General features: G+C 62.8%; 17 protein-coding genes, 2 tRNA genes and 2 pseudogenes. 6 read left to right on the top strand and 15 right to left on the bottom strand.

All coding sequences use genetic code 11. The annotated features are described in order from the left end of the window. The first annotated feature begins 111 nt into the window (after positions 1-111). Complete coding sequence (locus DSM43276_RS00115) at positions 112-1,002, top strand: SAM-dependent methyltransferase (protein WP_157896020.1); 891 nt, start codon at positions 112-114, stop codon at positions 1,000-1,002. Position 1,003: 1 nt separating this feature from the next. Here the strand turns inward: DSM43276_RS00115 and DSM43276_RS00110 are convergent, their stop codons facing one another. Next, the gene (locus DSM43276_RS00110) at positions 1,004-1,750 is read right to left on the bottom strand and encodes a rhomboid family intramembrane serine protease (RefSeq protein ID WP_234802979.1); all 747 of its coding nucleotides are present in this window, start codon (positions 1,748-1,750) and stop codon (positions 1,004-1,006) included. Between the two features lie 126 nt (positions 1,751-1,876). Beyond that, positions 1,877-2,413 (bottom strand): peptidylprolyl isomerase, encoded by a 537-nt coding sequence (locus DSM43276_RS00105; RefSeq protein ID WP_211196699.1) that lies wholly within the window; start codon positions 2,411-2,413, stop codon positions 1,877-1,879. A gap of 116 nt (positions 2,414-2,529) precedes the next feature. On the opposite strand from DSM43276_RS00105, the gene cwsA reads away from it, so the two are divergent. Next, positions 2,530-2,940 carry a cell wall synthesis protein CwsA gene (gene cwsA, locus DSM43276_RS00100; protein WP_078328754.1) on the top strand — a complete coding sequence of 137 codons (411 nt, stop codon included), beginning with the start codon at positions 2,530-2,532 and terminating at the stop codon, positions 2,938-2,940. 27 nt (positions 2,941-2,967) lie between these two features. On the opposite strand, the gene DSM43276_RS00095 is transcribed toward cwsA, so the two are convergent. From DSM43276_RS00095 to gyrA, 4 genes are all read right to left on the bottom strand, one after another. Further along, positions 2,968-3,040: transfer RNA gene (locus tag DSM43276_RS00095), tRNA-Ala, on the bottom strand. 126 nt (positions 3,041-3,166) lie between these two features. Next, a tRNA-Ile gene (locus tag DSM43276_RS00090) sits at positions 3,167-3,243 on the bottom strand. A 48-nt stretch (positions 3,244-3,291) separates the two neighbouring features. After that, a complete protein-coding gene (locus DSM43276_RS00085) occupies positions 3,292-4,218 on the bottom strand; it encodes a DUF3566 domain-containing protein (protein WP_078328753.1) in 927 nt (308 codons plus the stop codon). Positions 4,219-4,228: 10 nt separating this feature from the next. Then, positions 4,229-6,742 (bottom strand): DNA gyrase subunit A, encoded by a 2,514-nt coding sequence (gyrA, locus tag DSM43276_RS00080; protein ID WP_078326070.1) that lies wholly within the window; start codon positions 6,740-6,742, stop codon positions 4,229-4,231. 154 nt (positions 6,743-6,896) lie between these two features. On the opposite strand from gyrA, the pseudogene DSM43276_RS00075 reads away from it, so the two are divergent. Beyond that, positions 6,897-7,861, top strand: a pseudogene (locus tag DSM43276_RS00075) (SAM-dependent methyltransferase). A gap of 7 nt (positions 7,862-7,868) precedes the next feature. Here the strand turns inward: DSM43276_RS00075 and DSM43276_RS00070 are convergent. From DSM43276_RS00070 to DSM43276_RS00050, 3 genes are all read right to left on the bottom strand, one after another. Then, positions 7,869-8,441: a YdeI/OmpD-associated family protein gene (locus tag DSM43276_RS00070; protein WP_078328751.1), complete on the bottom strand. Its 573-nt coding sequence runs from the start codon at positions 8,439-8,441 to the stop codon at positions 7,869-7,871. 586 nt (positions 8,442-9,027) lie between these two features. Next, the gene (locus DSM43276_RS00060) at positions 9,028-10,572 is read right to left on the bottom strand and encodes a DUF4185 domain-containing protein (RefSeq protein ID WP_078328749.1); all 1,545 of its coding nucleotides are present in this window, start codon (positions 10,570-10,572) and stop codon (positions 9,028-9,030) included. Positions 10,573-10,933: 361 nt separating this feature from the next. Beyond that, positions 10,934-11,155 (bottom strand): hypothetical protein, encoded by a 222-nt coding sequence (locus DSM43276_RS00050; RefSeq protein WP_078328747.1) that lies wholly within the window; start codon positions 11,153-11,155, stop codon positions 10,934-10,936. 142 nt (positions 11,156-11,297) lie between these two features. Here DSM43276_RS00050 and DSM43276_RS00045 point away from each other — a divergent pair, with 142 nt between their 5' ends. Both DSM43276_RS00045 and DSM43276_RS00040 read left to right on the top strand, forming a co-directional pair. Then, positions 11,298-12,134 carry an arylamine N-acetyltransferase family protein gene (locus DSM43276_RS00045; protein WP_078328746.1) on the top strand — a complete coding sequence of 279 codons (837 nt, stop codon included), beginning with the start codon at positions 11,298-11,300 and terminating at the stop codon, positions 12,132-12,134. A gap of 9 nt (positions 12,135-12,143) precedes the next feature. Then, positions 12,144-12,848, top strand: coding sequence for a methyltransferase family protein (locus DSM43276_RS00040; protein WP_078328745.1), 705 nt, complete (start codon positions 12,144-12,146; stop codon positions 12,846-12,848). 486 nt (positions 12,849-13,334) lie between these two features. Here the strand turns inward: DSM43276_RS00040 and gyrB are convergent, their stop codons facing one another. The 5 genes from gyrB to dnaN all read right to left on the bottom strand — a co-directional run bounded on the left by gyrB (position 13,335) and on the right by dnaN (position 19,429). Beyond that, entirely contained in the window at positions 13,335-15,362 is a 2,028-nt protein-coding gene (gene gyrB / locus DSM43276_RS00035; RefSeq protein ID WP_078325657.1) for a DNA topoisomerase (ATP-hydrolyzing) subunit B, read from the bottom strand. Between the two features lie 213 nt (positions 15,363-15,575). Further along, complete coding sequence (locus DSM43276_RS00030; protein ID WP_078289686.1) at positions 15,576-16,127, bottom strand: DUF721 family protein; 552 nt, start codon at positions 16,125-16,127, stop codon at positions 15,576-15,578. Beyond that, the gene (recF, locus tag DSM43276_RS00025) at positions 16,120-17,268 is read right to left on the bottom strand and encodes a DNA replication/repair protein RecF (RefSeq protein WP_078328744.1); all 1,149 of its coding nucleotides are present in this window, start codon (positions 17,266-17,268) and stop codon (positions 16,120-16,122) included. Before recF ends, DSM43276_RS00030 begins: the two co-directional genes overlap by 8 nt. A gap of 18 nt (positions 17,269-17,286) precedes the next feature. After that, the gene (gene gnd, locus DSM43276_RS00020; RefSeq protein ID WP_078325659.1) at positions 17,287-18,180 is read right to left on the bottom strand and encodes a phosphogluconate dehydrogenase (NAD(+)-dependent, decarboxylating); all 894 of its coding nucleotides are present in this window, start codon (positions 18,178-18,180) and stop codon (positions 17,287-17,289) included. A gap of 49 nt (positions 18,181-18,229) precedes the next feature. Beyond that, a complete protein-coding gene (gene dnaN / locus DSM43276_RS00015; protein WP_078328743.1) occupies positions 18,230-19,429 on the bottom strand; it encodes a DNA polymerase III subunit beta in 1,200 nt (399 codons plus the stop codon). Between the two features lie 420 nt (positions 19,430-19,849). On the opposite strand from dnaN, the pseudogene DSM43276_RS23965 reads away from it, so the two are divergent. Next, positions 19,850-20,043: pseudogene (locus DSM43276_RS23965) on the top strand (hypothetical protein). Positions 20,044-20,119: 76 nt separating this feature from the next. Here the strand turns inward: DSM43276_RS23965 and dnaA are convergent. Beyond that, positions 20,120-21,595, bottom strand: a complete 1,476-nt coding sequence (gene dnaA, locus DSM43276_RS00005) for a chromosomal replication initiator protein DnaA (RefSeq protein ID WP_078328742.1) — start codon at positions 21,593-21,595, stop codon at positions 20,120-20,122.

Here is a 21,595-nt window from a genome sequence, read left to right as displayed (position 1 = left end):
CTCCGCCAGGTAGCTTGCGCAACACCGTCGCGGATTGGCCGCTCCCTGGATATCTTGAAAACAACGTGCAGGAAGGCAGGTGGTTCCTTGGACGGTCAACGGGAAAGGGCCGTGACCTCACCGGCGCACAAGTACCAGTTCGACCTGATCGCCGCGGCTCTGCGTGCATTGGAAAGTCAGCGCGGCCACCCACTGATCAATGATCCGCTCGCGGCGGTCCTGGTTGCCGCGGCGAACGAGCCCCTCAGTAGTGCCTTCCTCGCGACAGGATTTCCTGAGAACCCGTCGGCGGCCGACGGCACTTTCCTCCTCATCAACGCGTCGGGAATCTTCACGCGATACGGTGACGACTTCATCACCACGGAGCTTGCGCTGGGAACCCGGCAAGTCGTGCAGTTTGTCGCGGGTCTGGACACTCGGGCCTACCGACTCCCATGGCCGACGGATGCCGTTCTGTACGAGGTGGACCATCCGCACACGCTGGAGTTCCGAAGCCGTGTACTCAAGGAGCACGGCTCCGTCGCTGCCGTGACGCAGCGGCTCGTGCCCGTGGCGACGACGGCAGGACCGTGGGTCGAGGATCTGTGCACCGCGGGCTTCGACCCGGAACAACCCACCGCCTGGCTGATCGCTCCGCTGATCATGGCGGGCATACCCAGCGAGAGTCAGGACCTGCTGTTTGAACGAATCATCGAGCTGTCCGCGCCGGGCAGCGCCATCTGCAGCGACGCCAACATCTTCTTGTCCTCGACCGAGACGTGGGAATCACTCGCCGAACCCGTTGTCCCCGAATATATCCGGGCAGCGAACTTCTGGATGCTCACATATCCGGATTCCCGCATGCCACCCGCGGATTGGCTGACGGGGCACGGCTGGATCACCGAGGTACACACGGCTGCCGAGATCGCCGCGCACTACGAGCGTCCCTTCACCGACGATGTGCCGGACATCGTCAAGCAGCACACCCAATGGCAGTTTCTCAAAGCCAAACTGCCCTTGTGAGTTAACCGGTGTAGGTGAGCACCCTCGCCACAATGAGCGCGACCGACAACGCGGTCACCACGGCCGCCAGCACCCAGGGTGTCGACGGCTTCTGGGCAAGGTCCGGCGTGCCTACCGCGCGGCACACCTCGCGGTAGTAGAGCAGCGCACCGGCGCTGAGTACGCCGAACAACAGGCCGCCCATATGTCCGGCCAACGAGATACCCGGCAGCGAGACGCTCAGCCCGATATTGAGCACCAGCACAATGATGATGGTCTGCGGGTTCAAACGCTCCCGCAGATACAGCACCAGTGCCGCACCCAGCAGACCGTAGATGGCGCCGGAGGCACCGGCCACCAAGGCATTCGGGCTGAACCACATCGCGATGGCGCTACTGCCGAGCAACGCGGTGCCATAGATCGTGGCGTATCGCTCGCGGCCGAAGGCGTGTTCCAGCCCGGGCCCGATCAACGCCAGCGAGAGCATGTTGACCCCGATGTGCATCAGACCGAAGTGCAGGAAGCCCGCGGTGACGGTGCGCCACAGCTCACCCTGCGCCACCCACGGCAAGTACAGCACCAGTTCGCGGAACAGCGGACTAGTGGTGACGGCCATCGTCTCGTCGCTGCCCCCCACGACGGCGGTATAGACGAGCACATTGACGGCGATCAGCGCCCAGGTGACCCAGGCCCGCGCCTGCCGCAGCGGTTTGACCTGACGCATCGATTTGGCGCCCTGCTGGACGCATTCGACGCACTGCTGCCCCACGGGCGCTGATCGCATGCAGTCCGGACACACGGGGCGCCCGCATCGCACACAGCGCACCGCGGTGGCCCGGTCCGGGTGCCACGCGCACCCGTAGACCGGTACCTGTCCGGGATGAGCCATCAAGACCTAGCTGATGGTGATGGAGTTGATCACGACGTCCTCGGTGGGACGATCGCCGCGACCGACGGAGGTGGAGGCAATGGCGTCGACAACCTTCTGCGAAGCCGGGTCCACGACCTCACCGAAGATGGTGTGCTTGCGGTTCAGGTGGGGGGTCTTGCCGACGGTGATGAAGAACTGCGAGCCGTTGGTGCCCGGTCCGGCATTGGCCATGGCCAGCAGGTACGGCTTGTCGAACTGCAGCTCGGGGTGGAACTCGTCGCCGAACTGGTATCCGGGGCCGCCGCGGCCGGTGCCGGTCGGGTCACCGCCCTGAATCATGAATCCCTCGATGACGCGGTGGAAGACGGCTCCATCGTAGAACGGGCCGGCGGCCTCGCCCTTGGCGTTCTTGGTGGAGTAGTCCTTGCTGCCATCGGCGAGGCCGACAAAGTTGGCGACGGTCTTCGGGGCGTGATTGCCGAAGAGCGCGATGGCGACGTCGCCGTGGTTGGTGTGCAGGGTGGCGGTTTGTGTCTGGATTGGTGAAGTCACGACGACCACCTTATCCGCGCCGAAAAGACATTCATGCGGATGTTTCCCAATAGGTGGTGCAAAGGTGGCAATCTGAAGTACCACTCATTCTGGAGATCACCGCCCGACGAAGGGACCCGCTGACGATGAGCCTGCTGACCAAGAACGCTGAACCTGCCGTGAAGCTGACCTCCGGGGAGCGTCTCGTGCGTGGCCTCAAGGAGGCGGCGCTGGCCCCTATCGACGTCTCGCGCGGTACCGCCGGACTCGGCTTCGGGCTGGCGAAATCGGCGACCAGCGTGGCGGGCAGGCTGCTGCGTCGGGGCAAGGCGGTGTCTTCGGAGGTACAGGACGCCGTCGCCGATGTGGTGGACGCCCTGCCGGAGGTGGTCAGCGGTGCCCGCAAGCGCAAGCTGCCGCGCGCTTTGACCGGGCTGGCGGTCGTTGGCCTACTCGGTGCGGGCGCCGTCGCATTCAGCGTGCTGCGCCGCTCGGGACAGCCCGAGCCATCGACCCTGGCGCCGAGTGTGGATCCGCAACCTCAGCCGTACGGCTGATCGGGTCGCGCGGAACGGAAACTTGAGTGGAGCCTAGGAGAATCGAACTCCTGACATCTACCTTGCAAAGGTAGCGCTCTACCAACTGAGCTAAGGCCCCTCACCTGCTGCTGTGTGCCACACTTCCATGTTGTTGCGCGCCACGGTGATGGCTGCCGCATAGGCCACGCCCAGCAGTGCGAGCACCAGCAGCAGCACTCTCACGTGGTGGACCTCCCAACGAGTGTGGTGGGGCTAGGAGGACTCGAACCTCCGACCTCTTCGTTATCAGCGAAGCGCTCTAACCACCTGAGCTATAGCCCCTGGACCGAACGCAGAGATTACCGCACAGGAGGGGTGCATCCCAAACCGTTAGTCGCGATCGGCCAGTGTGACCTCGATACCGCCGACGAGATCGGTGGTCAGGTTGTAGATGAACGCGCCGATGGTGGCGGCCGCGGTCATCAGGACGATGTTCACCAAACCGATGAGCAGTGCGGTGCCGAAGATGGTGCCGCTGGACACCAACTCGCCCCCGCCGCTGTTGGTGATGAGTTCGCCCACGTTCTCGTTGAGCTTCGACCACACACCCATCGCGCCGAGCACCAGGTACAGCATCGCGACGGCGATCATCCAGACGAAGAAGAACACCACCGACAACACCAGCGAAACCTTGAGGGTCGCCCACGGATCAACACGGCGGATCTGCATGGCCGCCCGCAGCGGGCCGCGGCGTGCGGGACCAACCGTTACCGCTGAACCACTTTGTGCCGCTTCACTTCTGCGTGGTGGGCGGGGAACCGGCCCCGACAGGTCGGGCAGGTCGTTGTTCTTGGGGGCGCGCACGGGCTCCTGTGCGCTCGCCTCGCCCCACGGGGTGCCCGAACGCGCCGGCTCGGGCCGTTCCGGCCTTTCGGGACGCTCCGGCACCTCGTCGTACGGCTCGGGTTCCTGCTCGGGCTCCGGTTCCGGCCGTTCCAGTGGGGTGTTGAATCCGGCCGGGGCGGCGGTCCCCGAGATGAACCGGTTGAGCCGGGCATCCAGGCCCGCGGAGGGTCGACTGGCGGGTCGCGGTGCCGATGTCGGTGCGGTCGGCGGTGCGGTGGCGTCGTCGATGATCGGAATGATCTCCGTCGGTGCGCCACCTGGCCGCGGCTCCCTGCTGGGGACCCGCTGCGGACCGGTAGCGGCGGCGTGTGAGCCACGCCGCCGCTCCGCCCGCTGCCAGGGAGGCAAGTCCGCCTGGTCCACGGGGCGTTCGTTGGCGCCAGACTCCCCCGGATCGTTCGGTGAACTCACCTACAGCTCCTTACTCGCTTGCGCCGACGATGTCGTCGTCGGAGTCAGCATCACCCTCATCGGCATTATGCGCGATTGCCAATAGGGTGTCGCCCTCGCCGAGGTTCATCAACCGCACGCCCTTGGTCTGACGGCCGGCCTTACGCACCGACTTCGCCGTCGTGCGGATGACGCCGCCGCCCGACGTGATGGCGTACAGCTCGGCGTCCTCGTCCACGACCAGTGCGCCCACAAGGCTGCCTCGGCGCGGGTCGTACTGAACCGTCAGCACGCCCTTGCCGCCGCGTCCCTGCACCGGGTACTCCTCGATCGCCGTCCGCTTGGAGTAGCCGCCGGCGGTCGCCACCAGCAGGTAGGTGCCCTCTCTGACGACGTTCAGCGACAGTAGGTCGTCCTCGCCGTTGAAACGCATGCCCTGCACCCCCGAGGTGGCGCGGCCCATGGGCCGAAGGGCGTCGTCGGTGGCACTGAAGCGGATGGACTGGCCGTGCGCCGAAACCAGCAGCAGGTCCTCCTCGGAGGAGCACAGCACCGCACCCACGAGTTCGTCGCCATCACGCAGGTTGACGGCCACCAGGCCACCGCTGCGATTGGAATCGAAGTCGGTGAGCTTGGACTTCTTCACCAGGCCGTTCTTGGTCGCGAGCACGAGGTACGGGGCGTCTTCGTAGCTCTTGATCTGGATGACCTGCGCGATGCGCTCCTCCGGCTGGAAGGCCAGCAGGTTGGCGACGTGCTGACCGCGCGCGGTGCGGGCGGCCTCGGGCAGGTCGTACGCCTTGGCGCGGTAGACGCGGCCCTTGGTGGTGAAGAACAGGATCCAGTCATGCGTCGAGCACACGAAGAAGTGCTTGACGATGTCGTCCTGCTTCAGGCCCGCGCCCTGTACGCCCTTACCGCCGCGCTTCTGGCTGCGGTACAGGTCGGTCTTGGTGCGCTTGGCGTACCCGGTCTCGGTGATGGTGACGACGACGTCCTCGCGGGCGATGAGGTCTTCGTCGGCGACATCGCCGTCCGCGGCGATGATCCGGGTGCGGCGGTCGTCGCCATAGCGCTCGACGAGTTCGCTCAGTTCGTCTCGAACGATGGCGCGCTGACGTTCCGGCTTGGCCAGAATGTCCTCGAGGTCGGCGATCTCGGCTTCGATCTTGGCGAGGTCCTCGACAATTCTCTGCCGCTCCAGGGCCGCCAGGCGACGCAGCTGCATATCGAGAATGGCCTGTGACTGGATCTCGTCGACATCCAACAGCTCGATCAGGCCCTGCCGGGCAATATCGACAGTCTGCGAGGCGCGGATCAACGCGATCACTTCATCAAGCGCGTCAAGGGCTTTCACCAAGCCGCGCAAGATGTGCGCACGCTCGTTGGCCTTACGCAACCGGTAGCGGGTACGCCGGATGACAACGTCCAACTGGTGATTGACGTAGTGCCGGATCAGCTGATCCAGACGCAGCGTGCGCGGCACACCGTCGACGATCGACAGCATGTTGGCGCCGAAGCTGGTCTGCAGCTGGGAGTGCTTGTAGAGGTTGTTCAGCACCACCTTGGCGACGGCATCGCGCTTGAGCACCACCACGATTCGCAGGCCCACACGGTCGGAGCTCTGGTCTTCGATGGCCGAGATACCGGCGATCTTTCCGTCTCGCACCTGCTCGGCGATCGAGGTGATGAAGTTGTCGTGGTTGACCTGGTACGGCAACTCGGTGATCACCAAAGACGTTCTGCCCTTGGAATCTTCCTCGATCTCGGCTACACCGCGCATGCGGATGGAACCGCGCCCGGTGGTGTATGCGTCGTGAATCCCTTGTGTGCCAACGATCAATCCGGATGTCGGAAAGTCCGGACCGCTGATCCTTTCGCAGACCGCCTTGAGGGTGGTCTCCTCGTCGGCCTCGTGGTTGTCCAGCGCCCAGTAGACCGCCTCGGCCAACTCGCGCAGGTTGTGCGGGGGCATGTTCGTGGCCATACCGACGGCGATACCGCCTGAGCCGTTGGCCAGCAGGTTCGGGAACCGGCTCGGCAGCACGGTCGGCTCCATGACACGGCCGTCGTAGTTGGGGCTGAAATCGACTGTCTCCTCGTCGATTTCACGCAGCATCTCCATGGCCAGCGGGGTGAGCCGGGCCTCGGTGTAACGCATGGCGGCCGCAGGGTCGTTACCCGGTGAGCCGAAGTTTCCCTGGCCGTCCACCAGCGGGTAGCGCAGCGACCAGGGCTGCGCCATACGCACCAAGGTGTCGTAAATCGACGAGTCGCCGTGCGGGTGGTAGTTACCCATGGTCTCGGCAACCGAGCGCGCCGACTTAGCGTGGCTGCGGTCGGGCCGGAACCCGGAGTCGTACATCGCGTAGAGAACGCGGCGGTGCACAGGCTTGAGGCCGTCTCGCACCTCTGGCAGGGCGCGGCCCACGATGACGCTCATGGCGTAATCGATGTAGCTGCGCTGCATCTCCTGCTGGATATCTACCGGTTCGATCCGGTCGACGGCGTCATCACCGCCGGGGGGCAGCGTTGTGTCGGTCATGTGCTCCTCGTTCATGCTGCGCCCGGAGAAGGCCGGGCAACCCCACCAGCCTAGTCACTTTGTACGCCGGCTTCTCGGATGCAGTCCCGTGCGTCGTTCTCAGCGGCTTTAGATGCCGATATCCAAAGTATCCGGTACTGTTTGTTACGCAGGCATGGGCCGCAACGGGGCGGCCAGAACCGAATGGAGCTGCCAGCCATGACCACTCTGACTTCCGATTTCACCGAGGAATCAACCGGCGAACGGCTACGCCGATGGGCAGACGAGTGGCGGCGCATGGCGGCCGTCGCGGTATCGAACACCGACGGCCCCAAGACCGGAATGGTCTACGACATCGTCGGCCCGCAGAACTTGTTCGGCGAGGAATCGCTCTTCATCAACTTTGGCTATTGGCGCGATCACCCGACAACCCTCGACGAGGCCAGCCGCGATCTCGCGCGCCTGGTTGCCTCCAGCGCCGGGTTTACTTCCTCGGACGTGGTGGTCGATTGCGGCTGCGGGTACGGCGATCAGGACATTTTGTGGGCCAACGAGTTCAAGGTGAAAAAGATCACCGGGGTCAACATCGCCGAGGAACAGATCGCCATCTCAACCCGTCGCGTCGCCGAGGCAGGTCTGTCCAAGACGGTCTCCTACGTCAAGGCCTCCGCCACCGATCTGCCGTTCCCGAACGAGTCCTGCACCAAAGTGGTCGCGCTCGAGTCGGCCTTTCACTTCCCCTCGCGCATCGACTTCTTCCGTGAGGCGCTGCGCGTGCTCAAGCCCGGGGGCCGGTTGGTGACCGCCGATATTGTCCCGCGGCGCACCGCACTCACCGCGCTGGCACGCAACCAGGTGGCGCGGAAGGGCTGGCAGGGCGCGCCGGCGAGCGCGGTGCCCTGGGCCGTCGACGTGCAGGGGTATCGGGATCTTTTGTTGGACATCGGCTTTGCACGCGCCGAGACGTGGTCGATTGCCGACGATGTCTATCCGCCACTGTCCAAATTCCTGGCCAAACGACTGCGCCAGCCGGATATGAAGCACGTCAACCCGTTGTTGCGGGCGCAGTTCAATTCGGTGGGTATGCGGCTCTTCTCGCTGCATTCGGACTACATCGTCTCCGTTGCGCACAAGGCGTGAAGGCGCGCTAGGTCAACGTCTTTCCATCGGCCAGTAGCTCGACGTATTGGACGATCCGCCGGGTGCGAGTCTCCGGTTTCTTGATGGTGGCAAGCCGAAACAGGAACGGCCAGCGTGCCGTTTTGGTCAGGGAGTCGAAGAACCTCTGCGCGTCAGGCCGGGCCCGCAGTGCCTGCGCGAAATCGTCGGGAACCTCGATGGTTGCCTGCGAGCTGTAGGCGGCGTCCCAGCGTCCGTCTGCCTTGGCGGCGTCCACTTCTCGTACGCCGGCCGGTCGGACGCGGCCTTCCTTGGTGAGCCGTTCGATGTGGCCGACGTTGATCTTCGACCAGGTGCTACGGGCACGGCGCGGGGTGAACATGCGCAGGGTGTATGTCTCGTCAAGCGATTTGGCTTGTCCGTCGATCCACCCGAAGCAGAGAGCCTCTTCGAGGGCTTCCTTGTGATTGACGCTGGGGATCCCGCTGGCCTTCTTGGCCATCTTGATCCACACGCCGGGGGAGTCCTCGTGATTCTCGTCCAGCCACGCTTCCCAGTCTTGTTGGGAGGCAAAGTAGATGGTGGGACGCTCGACGGCCATGCGGTCACTCTATGGGTGAGGAGTGACAGCGGTTACACCTTCGGGAACCACGTTGACCCCAACTTGGACAGTACGAACCCGCCTCCGTCCGACCCCCTACATGCAGTCGTGCCTGCATCGTCAACACCGCAGATCGCTCCCTCGACCGTAATGGAGTGCAATGGCGGCAGAGTCTTCAGCTCATGTCCTTGGATCTGGCCATTTTTGTACGGCGTCGACGCAGTCGGCTCAATACCGGAACCGGTACTTACATAGGTATACGGATTCTTGTCTTTTTCAGACACTCCAGGAATATTATCGCCCGTGCAACCCGCCGATCCTCTGAGAAAACCGCAGTGGAGGCCGTCCGGGGTGAGAAAATACACCGCCCTAATTGGTTCGCGGCCGACATTGGGAAGCAGAATTACATATTCGTCAACATTGGCCGCTGAATAGCTGTTCATATCGGGAAACCTGGGCGGTTCAGCATTTGCGTGACACGCACACAGAACGGCGAGAAACGCCGCCATCGAAGCTGTTGTGGCCCTCGCCGGTAGTGACTTCTTTCGCATCGCCGTAACTTCCTTTGTCCCAGTATCTTTCGCCTCTACCGGTTCGGGTTAACCTCAATTACGCTCGAATGATAGGTATCGTTGGTCGTGGTATCCCATTGGCTTCCCATAATAAGTAGACGATCTAGCGTCGAATTAGGGAGAATATACCCCCCATACGGTTGAGGAAGCTGGCCGCTACTGATGACCGTGGTCGGCGCGCTAGAGAATATTTTTGTCGGGTCGTTACCGCCAACACCAACATGCACTTCGACATCGCCTGTTGTGCTATTAAATCCAGATATTACCGGTGTGCCTTGAACCTCACGCATACTTATCTCCCCGAAGCGCTGTCCTTGGGTGACATCGTGGGTTGTGATCTGCCCACGACTACCCCATCCATTTCCCGTCCATGGCTCCCAGTTCTTGCGATCTGTGACATCGACTCCGTCGGGCACTCGGTACATGGTCACACCTTGGCCCCGATCGAACCCATTAGCCGCTATGTAGGTGGTCCCGTCTTTGGCCTGATACCCGCTGACCTGTGAGATGGGTGAAGCTTCCGCCGTCTGGTAGCTGGAGCCGATCGGTGGCCAACCGTTAGAGAAATCACCGTTGGCCTTCGCGAACCATGTTCCACCATCCGGGTGCAAATCCTTTGTGGCTGCCACCATCGTGTAAACATCCCCGTTGTTCATGACAATGCTTCCCGCGGGCAAGGTATTCGGGCCCTTCGCCACGTCGCCAGGAAGTCCGGTCGTCGGAAAAAGCGGGGCTCGCCCTTGCTCGCCGTCGTAACCGGTAAGGACATCGCCCCAGATCGGCTTCCCTTGTTCGTCAAACCCTTTGACCTCGACGGCAACTGACTTGTAGTGGTTGCCCCCCAGTCGATCTTCGGAAAACGAGTCACCAAAGATCGCGACCAGCTTCTTGCCGCCCTTGCCGTCAGGGATTTCGATGACCTCGCCCAGGTCGGTGCCCTTGATGCCCGAGATAGGGGGCGCATTAGTGCCTGCGATCGGACCAAGGTTCCTGCTTTGCCCCGGCGGCAGTGCCCCGCCAGTAAGCACTGTGGTCCCGTCGGCTCCTCCAACGCGGAACGCGCTTACCTCCTCAGCGATCTTGTGCAGCTCGGCAGCGATCCTGTTGTCGACACCCACGAGTGCCCTTGCGCGAAGTCGAATGATGCCCTCGTGCACGAATTTTGTGATCTTCCGAAACGCTCGGTCCACAAAGGACGCGTTCGTCTTCCTATCCGTGAGTGAGAGGTCCTGGTTGACGGTGAAATCGTCGCCCTCTGCATCGTTGATCGCTGACACAGCCGCGCTCTTGGCGTCCTTCAAGTCCGTCTGGGACGTTTCGGCTGCCGTCTTAGCGGCTCGGAGTCTCTCGATTTGGTGAGGGGTTCTCGCGATGACCGCCTCGGCCGATTCCTTGAACTTGTCTAGGAATTGCCCCTTTCCGATGGGAGATTTTATCGCCTCCTTCGCCGCGTTCAGCACGAATTCGACGTGATCGGCAACCTCACCCCAGTTCTTCGCTGCCGCGCCGAGCTGGTCGGTTCGCCATTGTTCAATCTGTGCCCGCGTCGGATCCCCCATCCGGTCCGCCTACTTGTTCCGCGGGTCGACGGCACCGATGTTCCCCGCGTTCCGTTGATCCATATCTTCAAACGCATGGACCGCGCGCTCCAGCGTTGCGCCCTCCCTCTGGAGGAAGGAGCCGCACTCTTTCGAAAAGTGGTCACTGGCCGCGAACACCGCCGCGATGGCTGCTATGGATTTCTCCGGCCCTGGACTCTCTTGCGGCGCGGACGCAGCCGGTATCAAACTGTCGCCCAGTTGCTTCAGCTGCTGCGCTACCTCGCGAGCCTGCGTGGCGTCTACCTGGAGACCCTGACCTCCCGGTCCGTTCCCAGGGATCACTGCAGGCATGTCGGATCTCCTAACTCAGCGCAGATTGTCATCGCCCGTATCGCTGAAACTGGTAGTAGTCGTCCTCGTCAAGCTCGGACGGAGGCGGGACGACCGGTTTCACTTGCTGCTGATGCTCCGACGCCTGCACAGAATTCAACTGCCGCCTGACCTCGGCTGTCGCCTCACGACCGGCGACTTCAATGTCCATCACGCTGCGGTCGGCGACACTGCGGATCAGGTCGAGATCGCGCTGAAGCTCCTCGCTCATAGCCCTCACCTCCTGATCGTGGACAGAATTCGCCTTCTATTGTGCTCCGACGCACGAACGCGCCATTCGGTTCCACCTTTCTGCCAGATATCGTCCGCGGCGCTTCAGCGATACCCCGGCCTGCTAGTACGTTGTCCACACCATGTGGAACGGAGACGAGCTCGCGCTCGACGAATACCTGGCCTTCGTAGGCTTCGACGGCACCCGGTCGCCGTCCTTGGACACCCTGCGCCGCCTGCAGCGCGGACATGTCCTGAACATCAAGTGGGAGAACCTGGATGCGGTACTACACAAGCACGTTGCGTTGGATATCCCGACGGTCCAGGCGAAGCTGTTGCGCAGCCCCCGCGGCGGCTACTGCTATGAACACGTCGCGCTTTTCGCGGCCGTTCTAGAGCGTCTCGGTTTCGACTTCTTTGGCATTCAGGGCCGGGTACAGATGGGTGCCACCACTATTCGGCCGTCGACACACGGCATGCTCGTGGTCCGACTTGACGGACAACGATGGCTTTGTGACGTCGGGTTCGGCACCAGTCCTCTTGTGCCCATACGTCTCGTCGATGAGGACGTCATCACCGACGGGTCGTGGACGTACGAGCTGCGCCGCGGTGAAGTCACACCCGGGGCCGATGGCTGGACCCTGTCGGAGGCAGCCGGAGACGGGACGCAGACGGGGTGGATGAGCCGACACACATTCGTGCTCGAACCTCAGTACCCGATCGACTATCGCGCCGCGAGCTACTTTGTCGCATCAAGTCCTCATTCCCCCTTCAGCACAAGGCTTTTCGTGCAACGTATAGCGCCCGATCACGCATACATCTTGGACCACCGGGAGCTGCACGCCGTACGGCCCGGCATCGGCAGGGACACTCAGCATCTGACACCCGACCAGGTACTGGTCGCGCTCCAGGAAGTCTTCGGCATCGAACTGGACGCCGATAGCTCGTCACTGCTGTTGAAGAGGTTGTCCGCGCAGTAGCGTCGACATATGACTCAGGCCATTCCGTCGAAAAAGCGACTACTGGTCAAGCTGCTCACCGCCAACATCGTCTCGACCATTGCATTGGGCGGGTTGATGCTGTTGGCCGCCGGGACGTGGAACTGGCCTCAGTTGTGGACCCTGATCATCGAGATGACCATCCTCAACATCGGTGTGCACCTGTGGCTGCTGAACGACAACCCTGCGCTGCTGGCGGAGCGGCTTGGTTCACCGCGCCAGCCAGACCAAACGACCTGGGACAAGGTCTTCATGGTGTTTGCGATCGTGGGCATGCCGATCTGGTTCGCAATACCGGGATTCGACCATCGCTGGGGTTGGTCGGACGTTCCCCTGTGGGTTGAGGTGATGGGCGCTGTACTCGTCGCGGCTTCGTTGTTGTCGATGATCTCTGTGTTCCGCGCCAACAGCTTTGCCGCGCCCATCGTGAAAGTACAGGCCGAACGTGGACACTCGATCGCCGACACCGGCCCCTATGCGTATGTGCGGCATCCGATGTACGCGGGAGCCATACCGTTCCTCATCGGCATGCCGCTGCTGCTGGGATCCTGGTACGGGCTGATCGGAGCCGCGGTAACCGTCGTCGCGCTGGGGTTTCGAGCAGTCGGGGAGGAGCGGCTGCTCACCCGAGAACTCGACGGCTATCCCGAATACGCGGCACGCGTCCGCTACCGGCTGGTACCCGGCCTCTGGTGATTGACCGGCGCCCGCTCCGCGCCCCGTCTGGATCTTGATCCAGACGGGGCGATCAACTGAGCGACCGACGTCCTGCGCGGCACCACTCCACACCCCCAAATTCGATGGAACCGAATCTGGCATACCGACGTCTCAAGTATTTAGAGGTGAAATCTGGGCACTTCCAAGCTGCGAAAGGACACGGAAGATGGGGTACGCGGACCGGCTGTACGCCTTGCAGCTGGAGTTTGGGCGAGGCTCGAAGAGCCGAAAACTCACGACGGCGCAGCGTTTCCCAGGAGATACACGCGGACCAGGCGCGGCAGGCACGTGAACGCGCCGCCTGGCAAGCGGGAAACCCGCCCGCGCCCGCGCAAGAGCCCCCCGTCGCGACGAAAGATGCACCCCAGAAGCGCCCGGCCACCCCCGGTTGGGACGACGAGGACAGCTTCTGGGAGTTCCGCCGGCAACCGGCCGCAACTATCTCCCCGGTCGGGCCGGCGACTACTACACGTCGAGGAAGCGCACATCCCTGGCGTTTCGGGTGATGAAGCTGCGGCGCGCCTCGACGTCCTCGCCCATCAGGATCGAGAACAGTTCGTCGGCCGCGGCAGCGTCATCGAGTGTCACCTGACGCAGCACACGCACGGACGGATCCATGGTGGTCTCCCACAGTTCCTTAGCGTCCATCTCGCCCAGACCCTTGTAGCGCTGGATGCCATCGTCCTTGTTGATTTTCTTGCCGGCCTTGAGCCCGGCTTCCATCAACCCATCGCGTTCACGATCCGAGTACGCGAACTCGGGCAGCGTGCGCTGCCACTTGAGCTTGTACAGCGGCGGCTGTGCCAGGAAGATGTGCCCGTGCTCAACCAACGGGCGCATAAACCGGAACAGCAGCGTCAGCAGCAGCGTCGAAATGTGTTGGCCGTCAACGTCGGCGTCGGCCATCAGCACGATCTTGTGATACCGCAGCTTGGCTAGATCAAACTCGTCGTGAATACCGGTGCCAAGCGCCGTGATGATCGCCTGGACTTCCGTGTTCTTCAAAACCCGGTCAATACGGGCCTTTTCGACATTGATGATCTTGCCGCGCAGCGGCAGAATCGCCTGGAACATCGAGTCGCGACCGCTCTTGGCCGAACCGCCGGCCGAGTCACCCTCCACCACATACAGTTCCGACTTCGACGGATCAGTGGAGCGGCAGTCGGCCAGCTTGCCGGGCAGCCCACCGATATCGGTGGCGCTCTTACGGCGAACCAGCTCGCGAGCCTTGCGCGCCGCAATACGCGCCTGTGCCGACGAAACAGCCTTATTCACAACAGTTTTCGCGTCGGCCGGGTTCGAGTCGAACCAGTGCTGCAGTTGCTCGTTACACACCTTCTGCACAAACGACTTGACCTCGGTGTTACCCAGTTTGGTCTTGGTCTGGCCCTCGAACTGTGGCTCGCCCACCTTCACCGAGATGACCGCCGCCAGGCCCTCGCGAATGTCGTCGCCGGTGAGGTTGGTGTCCTTCTCCTTGAGGAGCTTCTTCTCCTTGGCATACTTGTTGACCACCGTCGTGAGTGCCGCCCGGAATCCTTCCTCGTGCGTACCGCCCTCGTGGGTGTTGATGGTGTTGGCGAAGGTGTGCACCGACTCCGAGTAACCGGCGTTCCACTGCATCGCGATCTCCACCTCATGGCCTTCGCCCTTGCCGGAGAAGTCGACGATGGTGGAGTGGATGGCTGATTTCGTGCGGTTGATGTGCTTGACGAAGTCAACCAGGCCATCGGGGTAGTGGAAGACGCGGTTCTTAACCTTATGCGGCGCAGCAGATTCCGCAGCCTGCTCTTCAGCTGTCTTGGGTGCCTCAGCGGTATCGCTGACCACTTCGTCCGTCACATCTGCATTGCTCACTCGCTCATCGGTGAGCTTGATGGTCAGACCCTTGTTGAGGAAGGCCTGCTCTTGCAGACGCCTGGCGACCGTCTCAAAGTCGTAGGTCGTGGTCTCGAAGATGTTCGGATCCGCCCAGAATCGGACCGTGGTGCCCGTCTTCTTCGTCGGGGCGCCCTCCTCCAGGGTTCCCGGCACCGACGCGGTGTACACCTGCCGCCACTCGTGCCCATCCCGCAGGATCTCCAACTCGACCTTTGTCGAGAGCGCGTTCACCACCGAGATACCCACGCCGTGCAGACCGCCCGACACCGCGTAGGAGTCCGAGTCGAACTTGCCGCCGGCGTGCAGCTGCGTCATAACGACATCAACGGTCGGGATTCCGGAGGCGTGCATGGCCACCGGAATACCGCGGCCATCGTCCTTGACCTGGATGCCGCCGTCTTCAAGCATCGTCACCTCGACGGTGGAGGCGTACCCGGCCATCGCCTCATCGACGGAGTTATCGACAACTTCCCAGATCAGGTGGTGCAGACCGCGCTCACCGGTCGACCCGATGTACATGCCCGGGCGTTTCCGGACCGCCTCGAGCCCCTCTAGGATGGTGATCGAGTCGGCACTGTATTCGCTCTTGGCACTCTTCTTCGGCGCAGCCACGATCGACTTTGTCTCCTGTCTGGAAGTAACGACTCTCGCGGGCCATAGACCCAGCGATCCGTGTTAGCACCATCCTACTGGTCTGTACCGACGGCACCTAGTTTCAGGGCATGTTTCATCCCCTCTATTTACGCCCTCCGTCGCATATCTCGGATCTGCCCGTGTCAGGACGCTCTAGACGCCGGTTCCATCGCGCGACGCGGCGATGAGCCCTCAGCCGTAGGTGTCGCGCGGACCGCGTCCGGCAATATGACGGGGACCCTTGCGCCAGGACGGCGCGGTCGGTCCGGAGATCTTCAAACTGGTCACCACACCGTCGCCCACGGCCGCGGCGATCTTCGCCAGCAGCTGAGCCTGCACCAGCCGCAGCTGAGTCGCCCACGCCGTGGACTCCGCGGCCACCGTCAGCACACCCTCGTTCAGGGCGGTCGGTGTCGCGTGTGCGGCGATCTGTTCACCGACGACAGCATCCCACCGTCCGAACACCGCGCCCTCAGACACCCGGGAGGACCATCCGCGCCGGTTTGCCAAATCTCCTGCGGCCCTTCCCAACAGCTGCGGGTCTCGAGCATCTGGGCCCGGTCCGGACCAGGTGCGTCGCCCTCCCGCGACCTTGCGGCGCTGCTGCGGAGACCGACCACCTCTGCCGACATCCTTGCCCTGCTGCTTGGCCGCACCACGCGCTTCTTCGAGTACCCGGCGCACCAAATCCATCCCGGTCACCCCCGCCAAATGCTCCGGCGGCCAGGCCTCTTCCTCACTCATGCGCCACCGACTTTCTTCCCGAGGAATCTTCCCGCACATCGACGGTAACCGTGCGTGCCGACAATTCCTCGGGAACGTCGTCCGGAACCGCCGCCGTCACCAGAACTTGCTCCGCATCGGCGGCCACCGAGGCCAAGCACCGACGCCTGGCACCGTCCAGTTCGGCGAATACGTCGTCGAGCATGAGGACCGGGTCGGTGCCGTCGGAGCGAAGCAGGTCGAAGGCCGCCAATCGCAATGCCAACGCAAAGGACCACGACTCCCCGTGACTGGCGAACCCCTTGGCCGGCCCGTCGCCGAGCCGCAATTCCACGTCATCGCGGTGCGGTCCCACCAGACAGACGCCTCGTTCGATCTCCGCGGACCGTTTGGCCACCAACCCCGCGTGCAGCGCATCGGCGAGATGCTGCACCGACAGCTCCCCTTCGATACCCACCACGCTGCTGCGGTACGCGATATCCGCGGGACGCGACGCCGGAGCCAGCAGTTGATACGACTTCTCCACCAGCGGCCGCAGCTCACCCACCAATTGGATACGGGCGGAAAGTAATTCGGCCCCATGCGCCACTAAATGGCCGTCCCACACGTCGAGGGTATCCAGCACGCTTTGATCGTTGCGTTGCCGCAACGCTGCCCCAGCCGTCTTGAGTAGTGCCGTGCGTTGCCGAAGCACCTTGTCGTAGTCGGCACGCACACCTGCCATTCGGGGACGGCGCTGAATCAACAGATCGTCGAGGAAGCGCCGGCGATCAGAGGGGTCGCCGCGCACCAGGGACAGGTCTTCGGGTGCGAACAGCACCGCGTGCAGGATCCCGACGATCTCGCGGGGGCTGCGCACCGGGGATCGGTTGATCCGGGCCTTGTTGGCGCGACCAGCCGCGATTTCCAGGTCTACCGCCAGCTCTCGACCCTCGTTCACGACGATGGTCGACACCACCGCCCGCTCCGCGCCGTTGCGGACCAGGGGTGCGTCGGTCGCGACCCGGTGAGACCCCAGCGTGGATGAATACCACAGGGCTTCAACTAGATTCGTCTTGCCATAGCCGTTGGGCCCCACAAATACCGTGCGTCCGGGCTCGAGCTCCAGGTCAACTCGCTCCCATGACCGGAAATCCCGTAATCCCAGCTGTCGTACGTACACCTAGTCCACGCGCCTGCCTTAGCCGGAGAGACCGACGCGCTTTACCGCGTGGCCGCCGAACTGGTTGCGCAGCGCTGAAACTGCCTTCATCGCCGGCGAATCCTCTTGCCTCGAGGCAAATCGCGCGAACAAGGACGCAGCGATGACGGGTACCGGCACTCGGTGGTTGATGGCCTCTTCCACGGTCCAGCGCCCCTCGCCGGAATCCTCGGTGTATCCCGAAATAGCGTCGAAGCCCGGATCTTCCTTCAACGCCTTGGCCAATAAATCCAGCAGCCAGGATCGGACCACGGTGCCCTTGGTCCAGGCTTGCAGCACGGCCTGCACATCAGTGATCAAGGGCTCGGCCGCCAGCAGCTCGTACCCCTCGGCATAGGCGTGCATGAGCCCGTACTCGATGCCGTTGTGGATCATCTTGGCGTAGTGGCCTGCGCCCACCGGTCCGGCATGCACGAAGCCATCCGCGCGGTCGCCCTCCGGCCGCAACGTGTCGAAAATCGGCAGCGCGCGCGCCACATCCGCATCACTGCCGCCGACCATCAACCCGTAGCCATTGTCTTTGCCCCACACCCCGCCGGAGACTCCCGCGTCGATGTATCCAATTCCCTTGGCAGCCAACAGATCTGCATTGGGCTGATCTTCAGTGAACCGTGAGTTGCCGCCGTCGATCACGAGGTCGCCTTCGGACAACTCCTCGGCGAGCTCGGCGATCGTCTGCTGCGTGACCGGCCCCGACGGCACCATCACCCACACAACGCGTGGCGCCTCGAGTGCATCCGCCAGTGCTTTCAGCGACGGCACATCGGTGACCTCGGGGCGGGGGTCGTACCCGATGACCTCATGCTCGCCGGCCCGCAGCCGGTCGCGCATGTTGAAACCCATCTTGCCCAGTCCAACCAAACCCAGCTGCATGACCCATAACCTCCGATGACCAGTACCTATACCGTTTGGGGCGCAAGCCCTAGCCGGGCAGGCGCACCGGCATCAATAGATACACATAGTCAGTTTGCGCTGCCGTGAACGGCCCGGTGCCTTCCGGGGAGCTTTGATCGTCTTCCGCAGGACGCAGCACCGCCGGACGGCTGGGCGTGGTAAATCCGAACGTCACCCGGCTCGAGTGCAGAGACCCCAGCCCGTCCGTCAGATAGGTCGGGTTAAAGGCAATGGTCAGTGGTTCGCCGACAAACTCGACTTCCAGCTCTTCCTCGGCTCGACCCACATCGTCGGCGCCTGCCGACAGGCGCAGCAGCCCCGGCTCGAATTCCAAGCGGATCTGCGCACCGCGATCAGCAACCAGCGCAACACGTTTGATGGCCTCGACCAACTCCGCAATGCCGACCGTCGCCAAAGCTGTGTGCTCGGTCGGCAACAACTGGCGGAACTTAGGGAATTCAGCATCTAGCAGGCGGGTGGTGCTGCGCTTGCCGTTGCTGACAATGCCGAGCAGGCCCTCGGATCCGATAGCCGAACCCGATCCCAGGGCGAGCTGCACGTCTGACCCGCTGGAGGCCGACTTCGCCGCCTCGGACAACGTCTTGGCCGGTACCAGCACCGCAGCGTTGATCTCACCTGCACCGGAGGTCCATTTCAGCTCACGGACCGCCAAGCGGAATCGGTCTGTTGCCGCCAAAACCACTGTGTCGCCGTTTATTTCAACGCGTATGCCGGTAAGCATCGGAAGCGTGTCGTCCTTGCCCGCGGCGACTGCAACCTGACCGATCGCCTCGGAAAACACCTCGGCGCCCAGGGCTCCGGTCTCCTCGGGCAGCGAAGGCAGCGAAGGATAGTCCTCGACCGGCATGCTCGGCAGCGAGAACTTCGCGCTTCCGCAGCTGATCAGCAGTCGAGTGCCTTCCAGCGCCACATCGACCGGCTTGTTGGGCAGTGACCGCGTGATATCCGAGAGCAGCCGGCCCGACACCAGTGCACTACCGGAAGCAGCGACCTCGGCCGGCACCTGCACCTGTGAGGAAACCTCGTAATCGAAGCCCGACAACCTCAAACCGGTGTCATGCGCGGTCAGCAGCACACCCGCCAGCACCGGAACCGTCGGCCGCGAGGGCAGACTCCGCGCGACCCACGCCACCGAATCGGCGAAGTCGTCACGCGCGACCCTGAACTTCAGGCTGGTGTCTGCGGCAGTGGGGCTCGCAAGATCCATGAATACCCTTCGCTTCCTCGTTGTCCAGTTCGGACTGTTTCCACACAAAAATCCCTGATAGCCATCGTGGCACGTCCTAGTGACAGTGCCGACAGCGCATCGGCGGCCGTCCGGCACTGACCGGGGCACCGTGCACAAGTCCTGTCACTCGGAGTGGGAAGCCGACAGGCTATGCGACTTCCGAAGCACAACCGTAGATGCTTTCGAGGCTTCGGGAAAGCGGATCGGTCTCCCCGGAGATCCCTGTCGTCCATCGTTCGGTTACCGGCTCGACGGGCCTTGTTGACGCGTCCATCCACACAGCTGCTTTTAAAGAGGAAGATTAGATAGAGATTTAAGCAGTATTAGTAGGTGCTGTGGAATCTGTGGACAGACAAGTGTTATCGCACGACAGAGGCCTAGCGGGGTTGTCAGGAGTTTGTGGATTCAGACGTGGTTCGCGGACGGTGGGTGTGGACCAGATGTCATTCGTTCAGCAACTCCCAGCCGATCCCAGGTTTGCCCCACAGCAGTCCACAATCCTGTGCACAACCTCCACTGGTGTGGATGTGACGTGTGAGCCACACGGGGTGACAAAAAATCGTCGAGAAAAATCTTCAAAAGTCTTGAAATAGGCGCGTGTTGAGAGCCGGCATCGGTGTTGTGAGACAAAAAACCCGGCCGCGCGGGCCGGGTGGGGGACGGATGAGGTCAGTGTCGGGAGCGCTGGCGTATCCGCGCGGTGAGCTCCTTGACGTGATCGAAAACCTCACGCCGCTGAGCCATTTCGCCACGGACCTTCTTGTCGGCGTACATGACGGTGGTGTGGTCGCGCCCGAATGTCTGGCCAATCTTGGGCAGTGACAGGTCGGTGAGCTCGCGACACAGGTACATGGCGATCTGACGTGCCTGTGCCAGCGCACGCGTCTTACCGGGCCCACGAAGCTCGTCAAGGCTGGTATCGAAGTACTCGGCGGTGACGGCCATGATCGTGGCCGCGCTGATCTGGATGGCGTTGGAGTCCGGGATGAGGTCACGCAGCACGATCTCGGCCAACGACAACTCGATGGGGGACTTGTTCAGCGAGGCGAACGCGGTGACTCGGATCAGGGCACCCTCAAGCTCACGGATATTGCGTTCGATCCGGCTTGCGATGAGCTCGAGTACGTCGTCGGGGACGTCCAGTCGGTCCATCTGCGCCTTCTTGCGCAGGATCGCGATTCGGGTTTCCAGTTCAGGGGGCTGAACATCGGTGATGAGGCCCCACTCGAAGCGGGTGCGCAGCCGGTCCTCGAGAGTGGCCAGGCCCTTCGGAGGCCGGTCAGAGGAGATCACGATCTGCTTGTTGGCGTTGTGCAAGGTGTTGAAGGTGTGGAAGAACTCTTCCTGGATACCTTCCTTGCCCTCGATGAACTGGATGTCATCGACCAGGAGAACGTCGATGTCGCGGTAGCTGCGTTTGAACGCGACTCGACGGTCATCGCGCAAAGAGTTGATGAAGTCGTTGGTGAACTCTTCGGTGGACACGTACTTGACGCGCATACCGGGGAACAGGCGCTGGGCGTAGTTCCCCGCGGCATGGAGCAGATGTGTCTTGCCCAACCCGGATTCGCCCCAGATGAACAGCGGGTTGTAGGCCCGGGCGGGGGCTTCGGAAACAGCGACAGCCGCCGCATGGGAGAACCGATTGGACGCGCCGATGACGAAAGATTCGAAGGTGTAGCGCGAATTGAGGCTCGTGTCGGGGGTCTCGGCCTTGTCGGCTCCGCCAGGGCGGTCGATGAAGTACGAAGGCCACGATTCGTGTGCGCTAGCAAGCGCCTCGGTGGTCTCATCGACCTCGTCGAGCTCGAGTTCTGGAGCTGCTCCGGCGACCTCTGAATCTTCGCCAGGAGCCGGTGCCGCGATCCGTACGCCGAGTTCGACGTTCTCGCCGATCCTGCGGGAAAGGGCCTCCACGATCGGCCCGCGCAGGTGCCGTTCGATCTCGTTTTGCACGAAGCTGGACGGCACCGAAAGCAGTGCAAAACCCTCGGCCATCGTGAGCGGTTTGACCAGAGTGAGCCAGGCGCGCTGCTGCGGTGTCAACGGCGGAAAACTGGACAGATACTGGTTGTCGTCACCATTAAGCTCTGCGACGACGGTATTCCATACCGTCGTGAACTGGGAATTCAGTTCATCAGTCAA

This window comes from Mycobacteroides salmoniphilum, from assembly GCF_004924335.1.
GTDB classification, from domain to species: Bacteria; Actinomycetota; Actinomycetes; order Mycobacteriales; family Mycobacteriaceae; genus Mycobacterium; species Mycobacterium salmoniphilum.
Note: the sequence above shows the minus strand (reverse complement) of the source record. Positions and strands in the feature narration are given on the sequence as shown.

Coding starts and splice junctions, on each gene's coding strand:
- DSM43276_RS00030 (WP_078289686.1), bottom strand. CDS start 16,127: ATGAGTGAGGAAGAGGCCTGGCCGCCGGAGCATTTGGCGGGGGTGACC.
- DSM43276_RS00060 (WP_078328749.1), bottom strand. CDS start 10,572: ATGGGGGATCCGACGCGGGCACAGATTGAACAATGGCGAACCGACCAG.
- cwsA (WP_078328754.1), top strand. CDS start 2,530: ATGAGCCTGCTGACCAAGAACGCTGAACCTGCCGTGAAGCTGACCTCC.
- dnaN (WP_078328743.1), bottom strand. CDS start 19,429: ATGGATCTTGCGAGCCCCACTGCCGCAGACACCAGCCTGAAGTTCAGG.
- DSM43276_RS00050 (WP_078328747.1), bottom strand. CDS start 11,155: ATGAGCGAGGAGCTTCAGCGCGATCTCGACCTGATCCGCAGTGTCGCC.
- gnd (WP_078325659.1), bottom strand. CDS start 18,180: ATGCAGCTGGGTTTGGTTGGACTGGGCAAGATGGGTTTCAACATGCGC.
- DSM43276_RS00070 (WP_078328751.1), bottom strand. CDS start 8,441: ATGGCCGTCGAGCGTCCCACCATCTACTTTGCCTCCCAACAAGACTGG.
- DSM43276_RS00045 (WP_078328746.1), top strand. CDS start 11,298: ATGTGGAACGGAGACGAGCTCGCGCTCGACGAATACCTGGCCTTCGTA.
- gyrA (WP_078326070.1), bottom strand. CDS start 6,742: ATGACCGACACAACGCTGCCCCCCGGCGGTGATGACGCCGTCGACCGG.
- DSM43276_RS00040 (WP_078328745.1), top strand. CDS start 12,144: ATGACTCAGGCCATTCCGTCGAAAAAGCGACTACTGGTCAAGCTGCTC.